Genomic DNA, 17995 nt, shown 5'->3' with positions numbered 1-17995 from the left:
GGGGCGGCGGCAGTGAGAACGTGATGAAAAATTTTATTCTGCGCCGCCTGCTGCAAACCCTGCCGATGCTGCTGCTCGCCTCGTTTATTATCTTTATGCTGTTTGCAAAAACGCCCGGGGATTTTATCGACGGCAATATTACGCTGACCGCCGCCCGCGCTGCCGAGCTCAAAGCAATTTACGGCCTCGACCAGCCGCTGTTCACCCGCTACCTTCACTGGCTTGGGCAACTGCTGACGGGAGACCTGGGCTTCTCTCTGCAATATCAAATCCCCGTTAGCCAATTGCTGAACCAGTACATCTGGAACTCTTTCCTGCTGGCCGCCATTGCGCTGGTGTTTTACTGGGGGATTGGTCTGGCGGTGGGGATTGTTTCGGCCATGAGACCCAATTCGCTGTTTGATCATCTGGTCAGCGTGCTGGTGTTCGCCGCCATGTCTTTCCCGACCTTTTTCCTCTGCCTGCTGCTGATCAAGTGGTTCGCGGTAGATCTGCACTGGCTGCCAGTCGGCGGCATGACCAACACCGGCAGCGACGCCACCGGCTGGGCCTGGGTCGTGCAGGTTGCCGCCCACCTTGTGCTGCCCGTACTCGCGCTGGTGATGCTGCAGGCGGGCAGCCTGACGCGCTACTTCCGCGCCAGTATGCTCGACGTGGTGAAAATGGACTTTATCCGCACCGCCCGCGCCAAGGGGCTGCGCGAGCGTAACGTTATTCTTAAACACGCCCTGCGCAATGCGCTGCTGCCGATCATCACCCTGCTGGGCTTTGAGCTGCCGGGGCTGTTCTCCGGGGCAATCATTACCGAAAAGGTCTTTAACTGGCCGGGCGCCGGCCACATTCATATTGATTCCCTCGCCGCCCGTGACTACCCGGTTCTGATGGGCTTCACGCTGTTTCTGGCGGTGCTGACCATCCTCGGCAACCTGATTGCCGACGTGCTTTACGCGTGGGCCGACCCGCGCATTCGGGTGAGGTCGTGATGCTCAGTTCTCTGTTTTCTACTAATCGCCGCCTGCGCAAAGCCGAAATTCCGGCGCTGGCACAGGTGACGCCTTCCCCGTGGCATCAGGCCTGGCAGGCACTGAGGCGCAACCGCCTGGCGATGTTCTGCCTGATTCTGCTGATAGTGATGGCAATCTGGTGCGCCCTGGGGCCGCTCTGGTCGCCGTGGAAGGACGACGCCACCGACGCCCTGATGATCAACAAGCCGCCGGGCGAAATCCACTGGCTGGGCACCGACTTCCTCGGGCGCGATGTCTACACCCGCCTGCTGCTGGCCGGGCGCATCTCATTAATTATCGGCCTGCTGACCATGCTGCTCTCGGTTACCCTCGGCTACCTGCTCGGCGCGATTTCCGGCTATCTCGGCGGCTGGACCGACAAACTGATTATGCGCCTGGCGGATCTGGTGATGACCATTCCCAGCCTGCCGCTGCTGATCGTCGCGGGCGCGATGCTGTCAGAGCTCGACTTCTCGCCGGACTCGCGCATTTACATGGTGGTTATCATGCTGAGCCTGCTGGAGTGGCCGAAGCTGGCGCGCCTGGTCCGCGGGCAAATCCTCTCCCTGCGCGAACGCGACTTTATGCTGGCGACCCGCGTATTAGGCCTTTCCGCCCGCCGCCGCCTGTTCGGGCACTTGCTGCCGAACACCATTCCAATTCTGGTGGTGATGGCGACGATGGCGGTGGCCAACGCCATTCTGATGGAGTCCGCGCTGAGCTACCTCGGCCTCGGCGTCGTGCCGCCCACGCCTTCGTGGGGCAACATGATGGACAGCGCCAACAGCCTGATCGACTTCCAGCGCCGCCCGTGGCTGTGGATGCCGCCGGGTATCGCCATTTTTATCACCGTGATCGCCATTAACGTGCTGGGCGACGGCCTGCGCGATGCGCTGGATCCGAAAATGAAGCGAGGCGCGAAATGAACGAAGCGCTGATTGAGTTTAATAACCTTTCCCTCTCCTTCGCCGGAGAGCAGGGGCGCGTGCGTGCCGTGCAGGACGTGTCGTTTACCGTTCGCGCCGGGCAAACCGTCGGCGTCGTCGGCGAGTCAGGCTGCGGCAAAAGCGTGACCGCCATGTCGCTAATGGGGCTGCTGCCTCCGCAGGCGGCGCGTATCGACGGCGGCGAAATCCTGTTTCAGGGGAAAAATCTGCTGGGCCTGAAGCCCGCGCAGATGGCAGATTTGCGCGGCAACGAACTGGCGATGATTTTCCAGGAGCCGATGACCGCCCTGAACCCGGTGCTGACTATCGGCGACCAGCTTTGCGAGCCGCTGATCCGCCACCGGGGCGAAACGCCCAAGGCCGCCTGGCAGCTGGCGACACAAATGCTGACCGACGTCGGGCTGGCGCGAGCGGAAAGCCTGATGGCCAGCTACCCGCACCAGCTTTCCGGCGGGATGTTACAGCGCGTGATGATCGCCATGGCGCTGAGCTGCAGGCCAAAGCTGCTGATCGCCGATGAGCCGACGACGGCGCTGGACGTCACCGTTCAGGCGCAGATCCTGCGTCTGCTGCGGGATCAGGCTCGCCAGCACCGTATGGCGCTGATGCTGATCACCCACGATCTCGGCGTTATCGCCCAGATGGCCGAACACGTCGTGGTGATGTATGCCGGGCGCATCGTTGAGCAGGGGCCAACGGCGGAGGTGCTCCGCAATCCGCTGCACCCTTATACCAAAGGGCTGATTTCTTCCCGGCCTGTTCCCGGCGAACGCCGCCGCAGGCTCTATTCGATCCCCGGCCAGGTGCCTGATTTAGCCGCCCTGCCGCCCTACTGCGCCTTTACCGATCGCTGTGAACGCGCCACCGATCGCTGCCGCCAGGGCATTCCGTCGCTGCTCGGCCAGCAGCGCCAGGCCGCCTGTTTTTACAGTGAGTTAGCGGAGTCCGCATCGTGAACACTCAGTACGTGATTGAAGTCGAAGGGCTCAAAAAACACTTCCCGCTGCGCGACGGGCTTTTTGGCCAACAAACTGGCGAGCTGCGCGCGGTCGACGGCGTCAGCTTCAACATTCGCCGGGGCACGATTTTCGGCCTCGTCGGCGAGTCCGGCAGCGGAAAAACCACCGTTGGCCGCACCCTGCTTGGCCTGTATGACAAAACCGCCGGTAGCGTGAAGTATCGCGGCAAAGAATTGAGTGAGTTGAGCGCCAAAGAATCGCGGGCGCTGCGCCCCAAAATCCAGCTGGTATTTCAGGATCCTTACAGCTCTTTAAACCCGCGCATCCGCGTGGGCGATGCCATCGGGGAAGCGATGCTGGAGCACAAGCTGTGCACCCGCGCCGAACTGCGGGACAAGGTGCTGGAAGTGATGAAGATTTGCGGGCTGGCACCGCAGCATTACACCCGTTTCCCGCATGAATTTTCCGGCGGCCAGCGCCAGCGCATCGGTATTGCCCGCGCGCTGATCCTTAACCCCGATTTTATTATTGCGGACGAACCGATCTCGGCGCTCGACGTCTCCATTCAGGCGCAGATCATCAACCTGTTTTCCGATCTGCGCGACGAACGCGGCGTGACGTTTCTGTTTATCTCGCACGATCTCGGCGTGGTGGAGCACCTCTGCGACGACGTCGCGGTGATGTATCTCGGCCAACTGGTGGAAACTGCCAGCCGCGACACGCTGTTCAGCCGACCACTGCACCCGTATACGCAGGCGCTGTTAGCCGCGGTTCCGACGCTGGACCCGGACAGCGAGCCGGTGGCCGCCATTCAGGGCGAAATCCCCGATCCTTCTCGCCCGCCTGCCGGCTGCCGCTTCTCCTCGCGCTGCCCGCTGGTCACCGACCGCTGCCGCCAGGAGGTCCCGGCGCTGCGGGAAGTGGGCGATGCTCATCGCGTCGCGTGTCATTTGGTGTAACTCTGTGATTCAGGCAGACAGCGGCCTGAGTACGCTGTCTGCCACCACCTGCCCTGACTCAAGCTTGATCAGCCTGTCCGCCAGCGGGAAATAGCGGTCGTCGTGGGTAATGGCGAGCACCGTTTTGCCTTCCGCTTTCAGCATCGGCAGCAGCACTTTGTAGAACACCTCTTTAAAACCGGGATCCTGATCTGCCGCCCATTCGTCAAACAGATAAAAAGGCCGGTTCTCCAGCCATGCCTGCAGCAGCGCGAGACGTTTACGCTGCCCCTGAGAAAGCGCGGTGGTCGAGAAACGCCCGCCCCGGAAGGCCACTTTGTGTTCGAGCTTCAGCAGGTGCAGCAGCTTATTCACCTGGTCCGCCGTGCGCTCGTGGACGTTATCCACGTCATCGAACAGGAAGAAATCATTGAATACCACGGCAAAATGCTGGCGGTAGATCTCACGCTGCTCGGGCGTTATCAGCCTGCCGTTTAGTCGGAGGTCGCCGCTGTCCGGCGGGTAAAGGCCCACCAGCAGATTGGCCAGCGTGGTTTTCCCGCTGCCGTTGCCGCCCACCAGAAAGACCAGCTCGCCCTGAGTGAAACGAAGATTAAGCGGCCCGAGAGTAAAACGTTCCCCCTCTTCGCCCTGATATTCGTAGCGAATATCGGCCAGCTCAAGGCCGTCAAAACGCGGCGGGCTTTTCAGCGGCAGCAGCTTTTCCTGCGGCAGATCGGTTTTAAGCTGGGCGATTCGCTGGAGCGCGATGCGGGCGCTGGTCACCGTCGGCAGCGCCGACAAAACGCCTTCCACCGGCACAATCATGTACAGAAAAATCATCGTGTAGCCGGTCATCACCGCCGAACTCAGCGCCAGCGACTCCCGCAGCCAGTAAAGCACCACGCCGATAAACGCGAAGAACAGCACGCTACCCCAGCTCTTCGCCAGGCCGTAAAACACATACCCACGAGTGCGTTCGATGCGCACCGCCTCGATATTTTCGCTCAGTGGTCCGTCGACAAAATGCCGCCTGCGCGACGGGTTCAGGCGAAACTCGCGCCCGCCATCGAACAGTTTTTTACACTGGGCAATCAGCGTATCTTCCCGCTGCCGCGAGCTACGCAACAGCCCCAACGCTTTACCGTGGGCGGCGCGGTAGCCCATCGCCCCCAGGCCAAGCACCAGCAGCGCCAGCAGCAGGACCTGCCACGACAGCGTGCCGAGGTAAATCAGGCAGCCGATAATCGCCGCCCCATAGATAAGCAGCCCCGGCAGGCTGACGAAAAAGACCACCAGGGTGTCGAGATCCTGAGTCAGAATGGACACCGCTTTTGCCATGCCGGTTTTCTCCAGCTGCGCCCAGGCGGTTTCGCTGACGTGATCCACCACGTCTTTGCGCAGCGTGGCCTTCACTTTTTGCCCGAGCCACATAAACAGCGTTTCGGCCAGCACGCGGGTGCCCAGCATTAACGCGGCCAGCAACACAAACTGCAGCGCCACGTCGGCCAGCCCGCCGGGCGGCAGCGTCAGGCTATGGTTGATCACCGCCAGCAGCGAGGCGTTGCTTAACCCGCTGACCACGCTGGCAAACGCCGCCAGCACCAGCCAGCCGCCCACCAGGCGGAACAGCATCATTAACAGAGACATTGTTACTTCCTTTTCGACATTACTCTGCCGGCGCTATTGTTGATGTGTATGCGCCCGGCTACGGATCAGCGGCCATACCAGCAGCGGTACGCCGACCAGCGACGCCACCAGCCCCACGGGCAGCTGACGCGGATAGAGAAAATTGCGGCCCATCCAGTCCGCCAGCACCATAATCAGCGCGGACAGCAGCGCGGCGGTGAACAGCTGCGCCATCGGGCGTTTCGCACCGGCTTTTCTCGCCAGATGCGGCCCCAGCAGCCCGACAAACGACACCGGCCCGACGATCAGCGTGGCCAGCCCGGTCATCAATGCGGCCAGCGCCAGCACGCTAATCCTCGCCCTGGCGACATTCACGCCCAGCGAACCGCTCACCTGCCCGAGCGGCAGCAGCAGTAGCCAGCGTTTGCACAGCGGAGAAACCGCCAACAGCAGCAACATGGCGAAGAACACGCCGATGGCGATGCCGTTATTGACGTAGTAGGTGCTGCCGGTCATCAGTTGCAGCAGCATCGAACTGGCCTGGCGGTTATTCAGCATCACAATGCTGGCGATGGCCTGGAACAGCGCGTTCAGCGCCAGACCGTTCAGCAGCACCCGCTGCGGGTTAAAGGCGCTCTGGCGGCTGCTCCACAGCGTTACCAGCAGGCTGATCAGCGCCCCGGCGGCGCTGCTGAGAATCATCAGCCCCGTTCCGCCCGTGGGGAACAGCAGCAGAAATGCCGTCACGCCCATCGCCGCCCCGCCGCCAATGCCGAGGATCTCCGGGCTTGCCAGCGGGTTACCGCTGACGCGCTGCATCAACACGCCCGCCGCCGCCAGCAAAGCCCCGGCGCTCAATGCCGCCAGCAGGCGCGGCAGGCGCATCGGCAGCAAAGCGGGTTGCTCCGCAAGGGTCGTCCAGTGCCAGCCGTGCAGCCCCTGGCCGACAAACAGCGACAGCACAACAGCCACCAGCAGCAGCGCAGAAGCCATGCCCGCCGGGAAGCGCACGCCGCCCGCTTCGCCTTCGTAAGCTGAAGGCGTGGTATCCAGTACCTGGTGCCGGGCCTTGCCCGCCAGCAGGATCAGCAGCGGGCCGCCGGTCAGGGCAGTTAACATCCCCACCGGCAGCAGTTGCCCGTCCAGCAGCGTGATACGGCTGACGCACAGGTCGGTGAACCACAGCAAACCGGCCCCAATAAGCAGCGAGTGGCTGAGCATTTGCCGGGTGGTACGCGCCCCACCTAAGCGCGCCAGGTGCGGGGCGGCCAGGCCGATAAAACCAATCACCCCGACGCTGTTAATGATTAAGGCGCTCATCACCAGCGCCAGCGCCATCGCTACCGAACGGATCAGCAGCGGAGAAGCCCCCAGGCTGCTCACCATCGCCTCCGGCAGCCTGAGCAGCGCCAGCGGGCGCAGCAACAACAGCAAAGCCAGGCCGCACAGCCCGAGCCAGGGCAGAATCGCCGTCACGACGCTCCAGTCCTGCTGCGCCAGCGAACCGCCGCCCCACATCAGCACCGACAGCAGAAAACGGTCGTTGATCACCGCCATGATCATCGTCAGCGAGCCGCACCACAGGTTGACCAACATCCCCGCCTGAATCATCACCAGCGGCGACAGACGCTGCCGCCAGGAAAGCAGCAACACCAGCAGCAAAGCGACAACTTCCCCGGTAATCACTATGCCGGTTCGTGCAGAGAGCAGCGTCGCCGGGAACCACATCGACGCCACACCCAAAGCCAGCGTTGCGCCGGAAGTCATGCCGAGCGTAATCGGTTCCGCCAGCGGATTGCGCAGCGCCCGCTGCATCAGCCAGCCGCAAAGGGCCAGTACGGCGCCGCCGAGTAAAGCCATCACCTGGCGTGGGAACCACATGGAGTGCAGGATCACCGCCTGCGCGTCGGCCATTTTCGAGCTAAACAGCACTTTCAGGCCGTGAAGAAGCCCGTCGTACTGCGCGACGTTTTGCAGCGCCATGACGATGCTTGCCAGCCAAAGCCCGGCGATCAGCAGCCAGGAAGCCGTCGTTTTTCCCGTCTCAGCCATGCTGCCACCCCGCCACGATTTGCCCCAATGCTTCAGCAATGCGCGTGGCCGTCACAAGCGCACCACCGGAATTGAATTTTTGCGCCGGGAACGCCAGCTGAGTCTGAGAGGTGAGCGGCAGGCGCTGCCAGAGCAGTGAACGCTGCCAGCGTTGGATCTGCGGCCATTGCCCGTCCTCCGGCAAAAGAATCAGCCCGGCATTATCTGCCCCAATGCGCGTCAGCTCGACCATAGCCTCGCCCTGCGCGTTAACGCCGCCGCGCCAGGCATTGCTGAAACCGCAGCACGACAGCACATCTCCGGCGAGGCTGCCCGTGCCGTAAAGCCGCATATGCAGCGCGTCTACCGGCGTGGCGATAAACAGCGGACGTTGATAAGCAGAAGCGGATTCTCTGGCACGAATCGCAGCCTGCTCAAAAGCCGCCGTGACCGCACGAGCCTGCGCCTGGCGCTGGAGTACAACAGCCAGCTTATCGAGGGAAATTTGCCATTCGGCGAGACTGCCGGTTGGCAGCGTCAGCGTGGGCGCAATACGATCCAGCTGAGGCTTAAGAAGCGCGTGACCCGGCGTGATAACGATCAGACCGGGCTTCAACGCATACAGGGTTTCGAGGTTTGGCTGAAACAGCAGGCCGATATCCACCACGCTGGCGGGCAGTTCCGGCGTGCCTATCAGCTTGCGATACCAGTCGGGGGCCGATACCGACTGCGGCGTCACGCCAAGCGCCAGAATCAGCTCAGTCAGCCCCCAGTCCAGCACCGCCAGGCGCTGCGGAGGCCCGGAAACGGCACCAGCCGCCCCGATAAACGGGGCGGCCAGCGCAAAGGTCAGTAAACGTCTGCGGGAGAGCATTCGCTTACCACTGGTAGCTTAACGTTGCCACGTACTGACGCTTAACCGCGTACTCACAGCCGTTGTTTTGGCAGGCTGCAAGGTAGGTTTTGTTCGTCAGGTTAGCGGCGTTAAGGGCAACCTGCCACTGGCGGTACTGCCAGCCGATGCGGGCGTCATACACCGTGGCGCCCGGCACCTGCAGCGAGTTATCCGTTGTCGCATAGCTTGGGCCGACATAGCGCACGCCGCCGCCGAGGGAGAAACCATCCAGCGGGCCGCTGAACGCGTACTGGCTCCAGAGCTTGGCCAGGTTGCGGGAAATGCCCATCGGGTGTTTGCCTTCGCTGCCGTCGTTCGCCTGCAGCACTTCCGGGTCGGTCAGCGAGTAGGATGCGAGGATCTGCCAGGCTGGCGTGACGTTCACTTTACCTTCCAGTTCGATCCCACGGGAGCGGATCTCTCCGGTCTGCACGCTGTAATTCACATGATCGGGATCCGGCGTGGCGACGTTGGTTTGACGCAGATCGAACAGCGCCAGAGTAAACAGCGCGTCCATTCCGACCGGATCGTACTTCAGCCCAACTTCGGTCTGCTTGCCTTTGGTTGGCTTAAACGCATTGCCGTTAAACCCGGTACCCGCGCTTGGCACAAACGAGGTGGAATAGCTGATGTACGGCGCAATGCCGTTATCAAAGTGGTACAACAGCCCCGCGCGGCCGGTGGTGGCGTAGTCATTGCGCGTCTGGTGAGAACCGTCCAGCAGGTTGGTCGCTTTGGTTTGCGCGCTGTCATACCGCCCGGCGAGGCTCATCACCCAGTTGTCCAGCGTCAGCTGATCCTGCAGGTAAAGCCCCGTTTGATCCATCGTCGAATGGCTGTTGCTGGTAAACGCCGGGATCTCGACCGGCGTGCTGTAGTCCGGGTTGAGGTAATTCAGCGGCACAGCGTCGCCGTAGCCCGCCTGGCTGCGCACCGAGGAGTGCATCACATCCACGCCGAGCAGCGCGGTGTGCGACACTGGCCCGGTATCAAAGCGGAACTCGCCCTGGTTATCCGCCGCAAAGTTACTCATCGTTTCGGTAAGGTTCATGGAGTAGCGGTCAACCAGCGGCTGGGTTGGGTACGTCCCGAACGGGTACACCATGCGGTAATCGGCGCTGCTGCTGATGTAACGCACGTTCTGGCGCAGCGTAATGTTATCGTTCAATTCGGTACGGAACTGATAGCCGATGCTGCCCTGCCTGCGGGTGTAGGTATCAAAGCCCGGCTGGCCGCCGTAGAAGTGGGTGCCAATATTACCGTTCGGGTTGTTCACCAGCGTGCCTTTGACCGGCAGCATGTTGTAGAAACCGGTGTCAGGATCCTGGCGCAGCTGGGCCAGCAGCGTCAGGCTGGTGCGATCGTTTGGCTGCCAGGTCACGGACGGCGCAATGTCGTAGTGCTGGTAGCGGGTATGATCGACCTGCGTTTTGCTGTCGAAGAAGGTGCCCGCCACGCGGCCAAGCCACTCTTTGCTGTCGGTTAGCGGGCCGGTGACGTCAAAGCCGGTGCCAAACTGGCTGTTATTCCCGGCGCTGACGTAAACCTGGCCGCCCGGCTGGGCCTGCGGCGTTTTGCTGACAAGATTCACTACGCCGCCGGGGTTAGCCTGGCCGTAGAGCACCGAAGCCGGACCTTTGACCACTTCAATGCGGGAGAGCAGGAACGGATCCCACGCCGGGCGGCTCCACCAGGCTTCGCGCGGCAGGCGCAGGCCGTCCAGATATTCGTCGGCTTCAAAGCCACGCACCATGATGGTGTCAAAGCGGGTATCCGGGCCGGCATCTTCCGAGGAGACGCCCGCGACGTAGCGCAGCGTCTGGGGAATGTTTTTTGCCGCCATGGCCGCGATTTGCGCCTGTGTCACCACCGAAATACTCTGCGGCGTGCGGCTAATCAGCGAGCTGGATTTGGTGCCAGCCACCGCCTCATGTGCCACCACATTGGTTTCATCTTCCTGCCCGGAAGAAGAAGGTGCCGTGGCCGTAACAACCATCGTGCTGTCCTGTGCCGCCGGTTTGTCTGCTGCATGGGCAAAGCCCGCGCACGCCGCAAAGACCGCACAACTTAACGCCTTTAAAGGCATGTTCCCGTTTACCCATCCGCCCTGTTTCATATCGACCGTATCATGTTATAAGAAGAGGATCGAAATGATAATTATTCACCTTTAAAAGAGAAGAGCACCCGTGGCAGAATAGCGCGATCGGTTGACGGGATATCGCAAAGCGGACAGAGATTGTCTTAACGCGCTACTGCATCATGAAATGGCGAGAATCGGACGAACGGCAGGCAACAAATGATAAAGCAATTCACACAGCAGAGTCCGCAGGAAGCGTTTCTGGAAGTACGAGAACTCCATTATAGCGCAGGAAGCCAGGAGCCGTTTCACGCCCACGAGCAGGGCCAGCTGATTTACCCGGTCAGCGGCGTGGCAAAAATCCGCAGCGAGCAAAACGTCTGGGTCGTCGCCCCTGGCCACGCGCTTTGGCTGCCGGGGCGACTGCCTCACGGCCTGGAAGCCATCGGCAACGTGGTCACCCACAATCTCTACATGACGCCAGCGGCTTCTGCCGCGTTCAGCCGCCACAGCCGCAGCCTGGCCGTCACGCCGCTGTTTCAGTCCCTGACCGTCGCTGGCCTGGAAAAACCCGCCGACCCGCAGCGAAGCCAGCTATTGCACGACCTGCTGCACAACGAGCTGCTGCGCCTGCAGGATATTGCCCTGTGCCATATCACCCTCCCCCACGACAGGCGTATTCGCCAGCTTTGCGATGCGCTGTGCAGCGACCTTTCCCAGCGGGAAACCCTGGCCTGGTGGGGAAAACGGGTCGGCGCAAGCGAAAGAACCCTGGCGAGGCTTTTCCGGGAAGAGACGCAGCTCAGCTTTACCGAATGGCGGCAGCAAATGCACCTGGTGGAAGCCGTCTGCCACCTTGCGCGCGGTACCACCATCAGCAATCTTTCCAGCACGCTCGGCTACGCCAGCAGCAGCGCGTTTATCGCTATGTTCAGGAAAAAGCTGGGCGTTTCCCCGCAGAGGTATATTGGCCGCTATCTCTGACACGGCTTTTACAATCCGGTTCCATCGGCGATAATCACCGTTTGCGCCCCGGACCGGAACAACCATGAGCGACACGAAGCCCCCGCAAACGACGGCCAAGCGCCCGATGAAACTCAGCACCTCGGTGACGCTGATGCTTTGCGCCGTTATCGGCTCGGTGCTGCTTGTGGTTTACGCCCTGTACTTTATCCAGATCAGCAACGCCACCCGCAGCGGCCTGAAAGACACCGCGCTGGCGGTGGCGAGAACCCTGGCCGACGATCCGACGATCAAATACGGCCTGACGCAGCCCCACAGCAAAGACATTATTCCGCCGGTAGCCACCCGCGTGCAGGAGCGTAACGACCTGCTGTTCGTGGTGGTGACCGACATGAACGGCATTCGCTATTCACATCCCCAACCCGGCAATATTGGCTCGCATTTTATTGGCGACGACATTTTCCCGGCGCTGGAAGGCAAAGAGAATGTGTCGATCAACCACGGCGTGCTGGCGGAAGCCCTGCGCGTCTTTACGCCGGTCTATAACGAACAGCATAAGCAGATAGGCGTGGTCGCCATCGGCATCTCGCTGAGCAAAGTGGACGAGCAGATCAGCAAGAGCCGCTGGAGCGTGCTCTGGACGGTGTTGTTCAGCGCCCTGTTCGGCTCGCTCGGCACCTGGGTGCTGGTGCGTGTGCTGAAACGCATTCTGTTCGGCTTTGAGCCGTATGAAATCTCCGCGCTGTTCGAGCAGCGCCAGGCTATGCTGCAGTCCGTTAAAGAGGGCATTATCGCCGTTGACCGCGAAGGCCGCGTGACGCTTATCAACCACGCGGCGCGCAAAATGCTGCTCTCCCCGGACGATTTCCGCCTCGGTAAAACCGTGCCGCCGGGGCCGCTGGTGGCCACGCTGTGCGAAGTGCTGCACACCGGCACGCCGATTCAGGATCGGCAAATCATCAGCTATGGCCGCCTGGTCTTGTGTAATGCGGTGCCAATTCGTATAAATAATCAGGTGATCGGCGCCATCAGTACCTTCCGCGATAAGACTGAAATCAATTTGTTGACCCAGCGTGTAGACGGCATGGTGAATTATGTCGACGCGCTGCGCGAGCGCTCGCACGAATTTATGAATAAGCTGCACGTCATTCTTGGCCTGCTGCAGCTTAAGCATTACGACAAGCTTGAAGAGTACATTCTGCAAACCGCCAGCAATTACCAGACGGAAATTGGCACGCTGCAGAGCAAAATTAAGTCGCCGGTGATTGCCGGGTTCCTGATTGGCAAGATTAACCGCGCGCGGGAAGCGGGCCACCATCTGGCGCTTGCCGACGAATGCCAGCTGCCGGACAACCCGAACGAACTTCAGGTGATGGCGCTGATTACCGCGCTGGGCAACCTGATTGAAAACGCGCTGGACGCGATGGGCGACCAGCCTGATGGCGAAGTAGGCGTGCTGCTGCACTACCAGAACGGCGTGCTAAGCGTGGAAGTCAGCGACGACGGACCGGGTATAGAGCCGGACCATATTCAGTCTATTTTTGACAAAGGCTACTCCACCAAAGGCGAGCAGCGTGGCGTGGGGCTGTTCCTTGCCAGGCAGCAGCTTGAGCGCCTTGGCGGCAGTATTCAGGTGGAGTCAGAACCCGGCGTCTTCACCCAATTCTTTGTGCAGTTACCCTGGGATAGTGAAAGGAACAATGCGTGATTAATGTCTTAATTGTTGATGATGATGCGATGGTTGCGGAGCTTAACCGCGCCTACGTCAGCCAAATCCCGGGCTTTAGCTGCTGCGGTTCCGCCTCCACGCTGAAACAGGCGCGGGAGATGGTCAGCAACCCGGAGCTAAAAATAGATCTGATCCTGCTGGATGTGTATATGCAGCAGGATAACGGCCTGGATCTGCTGCCGACGCTGCGTGAAGCGGGAAAAACCATCGATGTGATCGTTATCTCCTCGGCGGCGGACGCGGCGACTATCCAGAAGTCGATGCACTACGGCGTGGTGGATTACCTGATCAAACCGTTCCAGTTCCCGCGCTTTGAAGAAGCGTTAACCAACTGGCGCGAAAAGAAAAACCTGATGGGCACCCACAAATATTACGAGCAGGCGGACGTTGACCGACTGCTGCACGGTGGCTCCCCGGTGGTGGCGGACGCCAAGCGCCTGCCGAAAGGGCTGACGCCGCAAACGCTGCGCACCATTTGCCAGTGGATCGACACCCATCCGACGGAAGAGTTCTCCACCGACGAACTGGCAGCGGCGGTAAATATCTCTCGCGTGTCATGCCGTAAGTATCTGATCTGGCTAGCGCAGATCAATATCCTGTTCACCAGCATTCATTACGGCATGACCGGCCGCCCGGTGTACCGCTATCGCCTGCAGGCCGAACAGCTTGGCCTGCTCAAGCAGTACTGCCAGTAATCAGCCGGTAGCTGTCATCCAGTAACGTAAAGCGGAACTGGCTGGCGGAAGAGAGAATAATCTCTCGCTGTTTGGTGACAAAAATCGCCTCGATATCGGGGCGATTCGCCAGCACTGCGCCGCCCTTTTCTAATCCCATGCCGTAAATCAACGTCGTCCAGATGTCCCCATCCAGCGAGTCAGTCGAGACGATCGTCACGCTATCCAGGTCGTTATCCAGCGGGTAGCCCGTGCGCGGGTCGAGAATATGGTGATAGCGTTTGCCGTCCAGCTCGAAATAGCGCTCGTAAACGCCGGATGTCACCACCGATTTGTTCGCCACCTCAATCACGCCCAGCATCTCTTCCGGGCCGCTAAACGGCTTTTTCAGCCCGATGGTCCAGCCGCCTTCCGGCGAGCCCAGCGTCTGCACGTTGCCGCCGAGGTTAATCAGCCCCTGCGCCACGCCCTGCCGCTGCAGGAAGTCGCGTACCCGGTCGGCAATGTAGCCCTTGGCTATCGCGCCCAGGTCTATTTCCATCCCGCTATGTGCCAGATAAACGCTGCCTTCGGCTTCGTCCAGCACCACCTGATGCGGCTGCGTGCGCGGCAGCAGCGCGGCGATGTCTTCTGCCGGCGGAACGCTATCGCCCTTGAAACCAATCTTCCACCGCTTCACCAGCGGGCCAATGGCGAGATTAAAAATACTGTCGGGGAACAGGCTGGCGGCTTTGGCGCATTTGATAAGCTCGAACACCGGACGGCTGACGGCAACCGGATGTTTGCCCGCCGCGTGATTAATGCTCATCACCTGGGATTCGGCCCGGTTCACGGTGAGCAGATCTTCGTATTGTTTAATCAGGCGGAACACCTGAGAGGCGAGAGTTTCGTTGGGTTCGAACAGCTTGAGGAGAATGGGCGAGCCCATTAAAACGGCGGAGTAGCCATAAACACCTTCGGGTTGCGACATAGCGGGCTCCTTTTGCTGAAAAGGTTGCGCCCCGGCGAGGGCCGGAGCGCAGTTGGGCTTAGCGTTTTGCCCAGCTTGCCGCCTGATGGCCCGCCAGGGTACCAAAGACAATAATATCTGCCACCGCGTTACCGCCGATGCGGTTGCCGCCGTGAATACCACCGGCCACTTCACCCGCCGCGAACGCGCCAGGGATAACCTGATGCAGTTTATCCAGCACTTCGGTTTCGGCGTTGATGGTCACGCCGCCCATGGTGTGGTGCACCCCAGGGGCGATGCGGATGGCGTGGAACGGGCCATCTTTAATCGGGTTGCGCAGCGCGGTTTGACGGCCAAAATCTTCGTCGTACTGATTTTCCACGAAGCCGTTGTAACGCTCAAGCGTGGCGAGGAAGGTGTGGTAATCCATTCCCAGTTTCTCCGCCAGTTCGCGAGGCCCTTCGGCGCTGACCACAAAGCCTTTGGCGATGTACTCATCTGCCGCTTTGTTTTTAGTGCGAACGTTCTCGTCGAACACGATGTAAGCGTATTTCTCCGGCAGCGCGATAATCTGCGCCGACACTTTATCGCGGGTTTCCATTTCGTTGAAGAAGCGGCTGCCTTTTTGGTTCACAAGGATGGCACCGCCGCCGCGAATGGACTCGGAAATCAGGTACGAGGTGGTTTGCTCCACGGTTGGGTGAATCTGTATTTCGCCCATATCCACGGTGCCTGCGCCCAGTTTTTCCAGCAGCGCGATACCGCCGCCCGTGGCGCCTTTGTGGTTAGTGGTGACAAAGCCTTCCAGATCCGGGCGATATTTCACCACCATCGAGCTGTTGGCGCTGAAGCCGCCGGTCGCCACGATCACGCTTTTCGCGTGGATGGTCAGCGCTTCGTTTTCGTCCGTCAGCAGCGCCACGCCGCTGACTGCGCCCTGGTCAAACAGGATTTCCGTTACCGCCGTTTCCATCAGCACGTCGATGCTGCGTTTGTTGATGTTACGCAGCAGGCCGCTGATCAGGTAGCCGCCGACCGCCGATCCGTCACGTGGGCGGTGGGTGCGGTCAATGCTCATCCCGCCGGTGGTGGTGATGTCGTTCAGCATGATGCCGCGATCCGCCAGCCACTCAATGGCCTGCGGGGCGTTTTCCACAAAGCGGTGCAGCAGCTCTGGGTTATTTTTGTTGTAGCCGCCTTTCAGGGTTTCGGCATAGAACAGCTCTTTGCTGTCGAAGATACCTTTGACGCGCTGGAAGCGGGTTTCCGCCGCGTTCATCCCGGCAGATGCCTTAACGGTGTTCCCGCCGATGGACGGCATTTTCTCAACGATCAGCACGCTGGCACCTTCGTCGTGGGCCTGAATCGCCGCCGCCAGACCGGCACCGCCGCTGCCGACCACAACCACGTCGTAGCTCTGCGGGGCGCTAACGCCGCCGCTTTCTTCAAACGCCTGCTGCTTGCTGGATTTCACCATCGCTTTAGAAACGGCTTTTTTCACCGCTTCGCTCTGGGAAGTCGCGCCGGAAATGGCATCCACAAACGGCGAGTTGGCGGTCAGGATACGGGTACGAATTTCTTCGAAGTTAGTGGTGAACTCCACGTCGTCCTGCGGGCCAGCGGCCAGCGCGATATCGGCGATGCGATCGCTGTCGAGGCTGACGTTAATCACCAGTTGGTTGACGTCATCGCTGACGGTTTCTTCGAAGATCCCCGGTTTAAATTTAGAGGCTCCGCCCATGCTCATGTCACGGATCATCGCCTCGACCAGCGAGAAGCGCCACAGCGGCTCAGGGATGGTCAATTCTTCGCGTTTGGTGCTGTCGATAAACAGATCCAGCACTTCGCCGTTGGCGATGCGGGCAGTCCAGTCCGGGTAGGCAATGCAGGCGCGGCCTACGGCCACCAGGTCATACCCGTGCTCCAGCGCGGTTTCCACGTCGGAAGCATTCACGATGCCGCCCACGCCCATCACCGGGATCTGCGCCAGCGCGTCGGAGCGCATTGCACAGTATTTGTTGATCAGCGGCGTCGGGTCGGCGGTGTCGTTAATGGACGGACGCAGCGAGTAACCCAGAGAGAAGTGCAGGTAGTCCAGGCCTCGCTCGGCCAGTTTTTCCAGCAGGTACATGGTGTCGTCGAAACGAATCCCAGGCACTTCAAGCTCTTCCGGGGAGAAACGGTAGCCGATGATGAATGCATCGTCAGCAAACTGACGCACCATCTGATGGGTGATATCCAGCACGGCAAGCGGGAACTTAGCGCGGTTGTCGCGGCTGCCGCCCCATTCGTCATCACGCTGGTTTGAGTTCGGGGAGTAGAACTGTTGAATCAGATAGGTGTTCGCGCCGTGGATTTCCACACCGTCGAAACCAGCCTGAATGGCGCGGCGAACGGCCTCACCAAATTTAGTCACCATGCCCGCCACTTCTTCTGTGGTCAGGGCACGCGGTGTTGCAGCACCGTCGCGTGGTGCGGCCAGCGCGCTTGGGCCAACCGGCGTGCGGCCACCGATGAGTTTAGGGTCGACCATGCGGCCGCCGTGGTAAATCTGCAGCAGGGCTCTGGAGCCTTCAGCTTTAATCGCGGCGGCGATTTTCGCCAGGCCAGCAATTTTTTCGTCGGTGTCTATCCCGATAGCGCCAGGGAAGGCCAGGCCTAAATCGTCAATAAAGCAGCATTCCACCACGATGGTACCGATGCTCCCGGCGCGGACGCGGTAGTACTCCACCAGCTCTTCGGTCACGGTGCCATCAAAATACCCGGTACAGGTAGTCATCGGTGCCATTAGCAGACGATTTTTTAACGCCGTACCGTTAGGTAAAGTAAATGGGCTTAACATGTTTTTGTCGGTGCTCATAATGTCGACTCCAAACTTTAAAATTTAAAACTGAGAATTCGGTTGCTGGCACTATTTTCGTTCTGGTTATTGGCCATTTCGCATGTCAACAATATAAGACTATTTTTAGTTACCAAAATATTTACGTTAGTTTAAAAACTATTGAAGAACCGTGATAACACAATTACCCACAACGTGTTATTAATTAAAATATAAAAGATAACAGCTTATTAAATTAATATAACATTTTAGTTACCTACCAGATGCACGCCGTGAACACGCGCCAGACCATGCGGCAAGCGGAATCGAGTCAGCAAAAAACATCAAAAATGACCTGAACGCCGCTTTTTTAATGATCAAA

The 17995-nt window shown here is 60.0% G+C and carries 13 protein-coding genes; 7 read left to right on the top strand and 6 right to left on the bottom strand.

Annotated features, from left to right (window positions below):
• The first annotated feature begins 23 nt into the window (after window positions 1-23).
• The 4 genes from F3J26_RS13520 to F3J26_RS13505 are packed head-to-tail and all read left to right on the top strand — an operon-like array spanning window position 24 to window position 3869.
• Entirely contained in the window at window positions 24-983 is a 960-nt protein-coding gene (locus tag F3J26_RS13520; protein WP_166994356.1) for an ABC transporter permease, read from the top strand.
• Window positions 983-1930, top strand: a complete 948-nt coding sequence (opp4C, locus tag F3J26_RS13515) for an oligopeptide ABC transporter permease (protein ID WP_008454432.1) — start codon at window positions 983-985, stop codon at window positions 1928-1930. The genes F3J26_RS13520 and opp4C overlap by 1 nt, the downstream gene beginning before the upstream one ends.
• The gene (locus F3J26_RS13510) at window positions 1927-2907 is read left to right on the top strand and encodes an ABC transporter ATP-binding protein (RefSeq protein ID WP_166994354.1); all 981 of its coding nucleotides are present in this window, start codon (window positions 1927-1929) and stop codon (window positions 2905-2907) included. Before opp4C ends, F3J26_RS13510 begins: the two co-directional genes overlap by 4 nt.
• Window positions 2904-3869: an ABC transporter ATP-binding protein gene (locus F3J26_RS13505; protein ID WP_166994352.1), complete on the top strand. Its 966-nt coding sequence runs from the start codon at window positions 2904-2906 to the stop codon at window positions 3867-3869. The genes F3J26_RS13510 and F3J26_RS13505 overlap by 4 nt, the downstream gene beginning before the upstream one ends.
• Window positions 3870-3878: 9 nt before the next feature.
• Here the strand turns inward: F3J26_RS13505 and F3J26_RS13500 are convergent, their stop codons facing one another.
• Genes F3J26_RS13500 through F3J26_RS13485 form a run of 4 tightly spaced genes read right to left on the bottom strand, consistent with a single transcriptional unit; the run spans window position 3879 to window position 10519 of the window.
• On the bottom strand, window positions 3879-5498 hold the full coding sequence (locus F3J26_RS13500) for a cyclic peptide export ABC transporter (protein WP_166994350.1): 1620 nt from the start codon (window positions 5496-5498) through the stop codon (window positions 3879-3881).
• Window positions 5499-5531: 33 nt separating this feature from the next.
• Window positions 5532-7529 (bottom strand): Fe(3+)-hydroxamate ABC transporter permease FhuB, encoded by a 1998-nt coding sequence (gene fhuB, locus F3J26_RS13495; protein ID WP_166994348.1) that lies wholly within the window; start codon window positions 7527-7529, stop codon window positions 5532-5534.
• Window positions 7522-8382: an iron-siderophore ABC transporter substrate-binding protein gene (locus tag F3J26_RS13490; protein ID WP_166994346.1), complete on the bottom strand. Its 861-nt coding sequence runs from the start codon at window positions 8380-8382 to the stop codon at window positions 7522-7524. The genes fhuB and F3J26_RS13490 overlap by 8 nt, the downstream gene beginning before the upstream one ends.
• A 4-nt stretch (window positions 8383-8386) precedes the next feature.
• The gene (locus F3J26_RS13485) at window positions 8387-10519 is read right to left on the bottom strand and encodes a TonB-dependent siderophore receptor (RefSeq protein WP_166994344.1); all 2133 of its coding nucleotides are present in this window, start codon (window positions 10517-10519) and stop codon (window positions 8387-8389) included.
• 180 nt (window positions 10520-10699) lie between these two features.
• Here F3J26_RS13485 and F3J26_RS13480 point away from each other — a divergent pair, with 180 nt between their 5' ends.
• From F3J26_RS13480 to dcuR, 3 genes are all read left to right on the top strand, one after another.
• On the top strand, window positions 10700-11464 hold the full coding sequence (locus tag F3J26_RS13480; RefSeq protein ID WP_166876253.1) for an AraC family transcriptional regulator: 765 nt from the start codon (window positions 10700-10702) through the stop codon (window positions 11462-11464).
• Between the two features lie 64 nt (window positions 11465-11528).
• A complete protein-coding gene (locus F3J26_RS13475; protein ID WP_008454419.1) occupies window positions 11529-13151 on the top strand; it encodes a sensor histidine kinase in 1623 nt (540 codons plus the stop codon).
• Complete coding sequence (dcuR, locus tag F3J26_RS13470; protein WP_008454417.1) at window positions 13148-13867, top strand: two-component system response regulator DcuR; 720 nt, start codon at window positions 13148-13150, stop codon at window positions 13865-13867. Before F3J26_RS13475 ends, dcuR begins: the two co-directional genes overlap by 4 nt.
• Here the strand turns inward: dcuR and F3J26_RS13465 are convergent.
• The gene (locus F3J26_RS13465; protein WP_166994342.1) at window positions 13848-14816 is read right to left on the bottom strand and encodes an FAD:protein FMN transferase; all 969 of its coding nucleotides are present in this window, start codon (window positions 14814-14816) and stop codon (window positions 13848-13850) included. The two genes, dcuR and F3J26_RS13465, sit on opposite strands and share 20 nt — an antisense overlap.
• 58 nt (window positions 14817-14874) lie before the next feature.
• Complete coding sequence (locus F3J26_RS13460) at window positions 14875-17655, bottom strand: flavocytochrome c (RefSeq protein WP_166994340.1); 2781 nt, start codon at window positions 17653-17655, stop codon at window positions 14875-14877.
• Between the last annotated feature and the right edge of the window lie 340 nt (window positions 17656-17995).

The organism is Enterobacter sp. Ap-867 (assembly GCF_011752855.1).
Classification (GTDB): Bacteria; Pseudomonadota; Gammaproteobacteria; order Enterobacterales; family Enterobacteriaceae; genus Cedecea.
The sequence above is the reverse complement of the archived record's forward strand: the minus strand, read 5'-3'. Positions and strand labels throughout refer to the sequence as shown.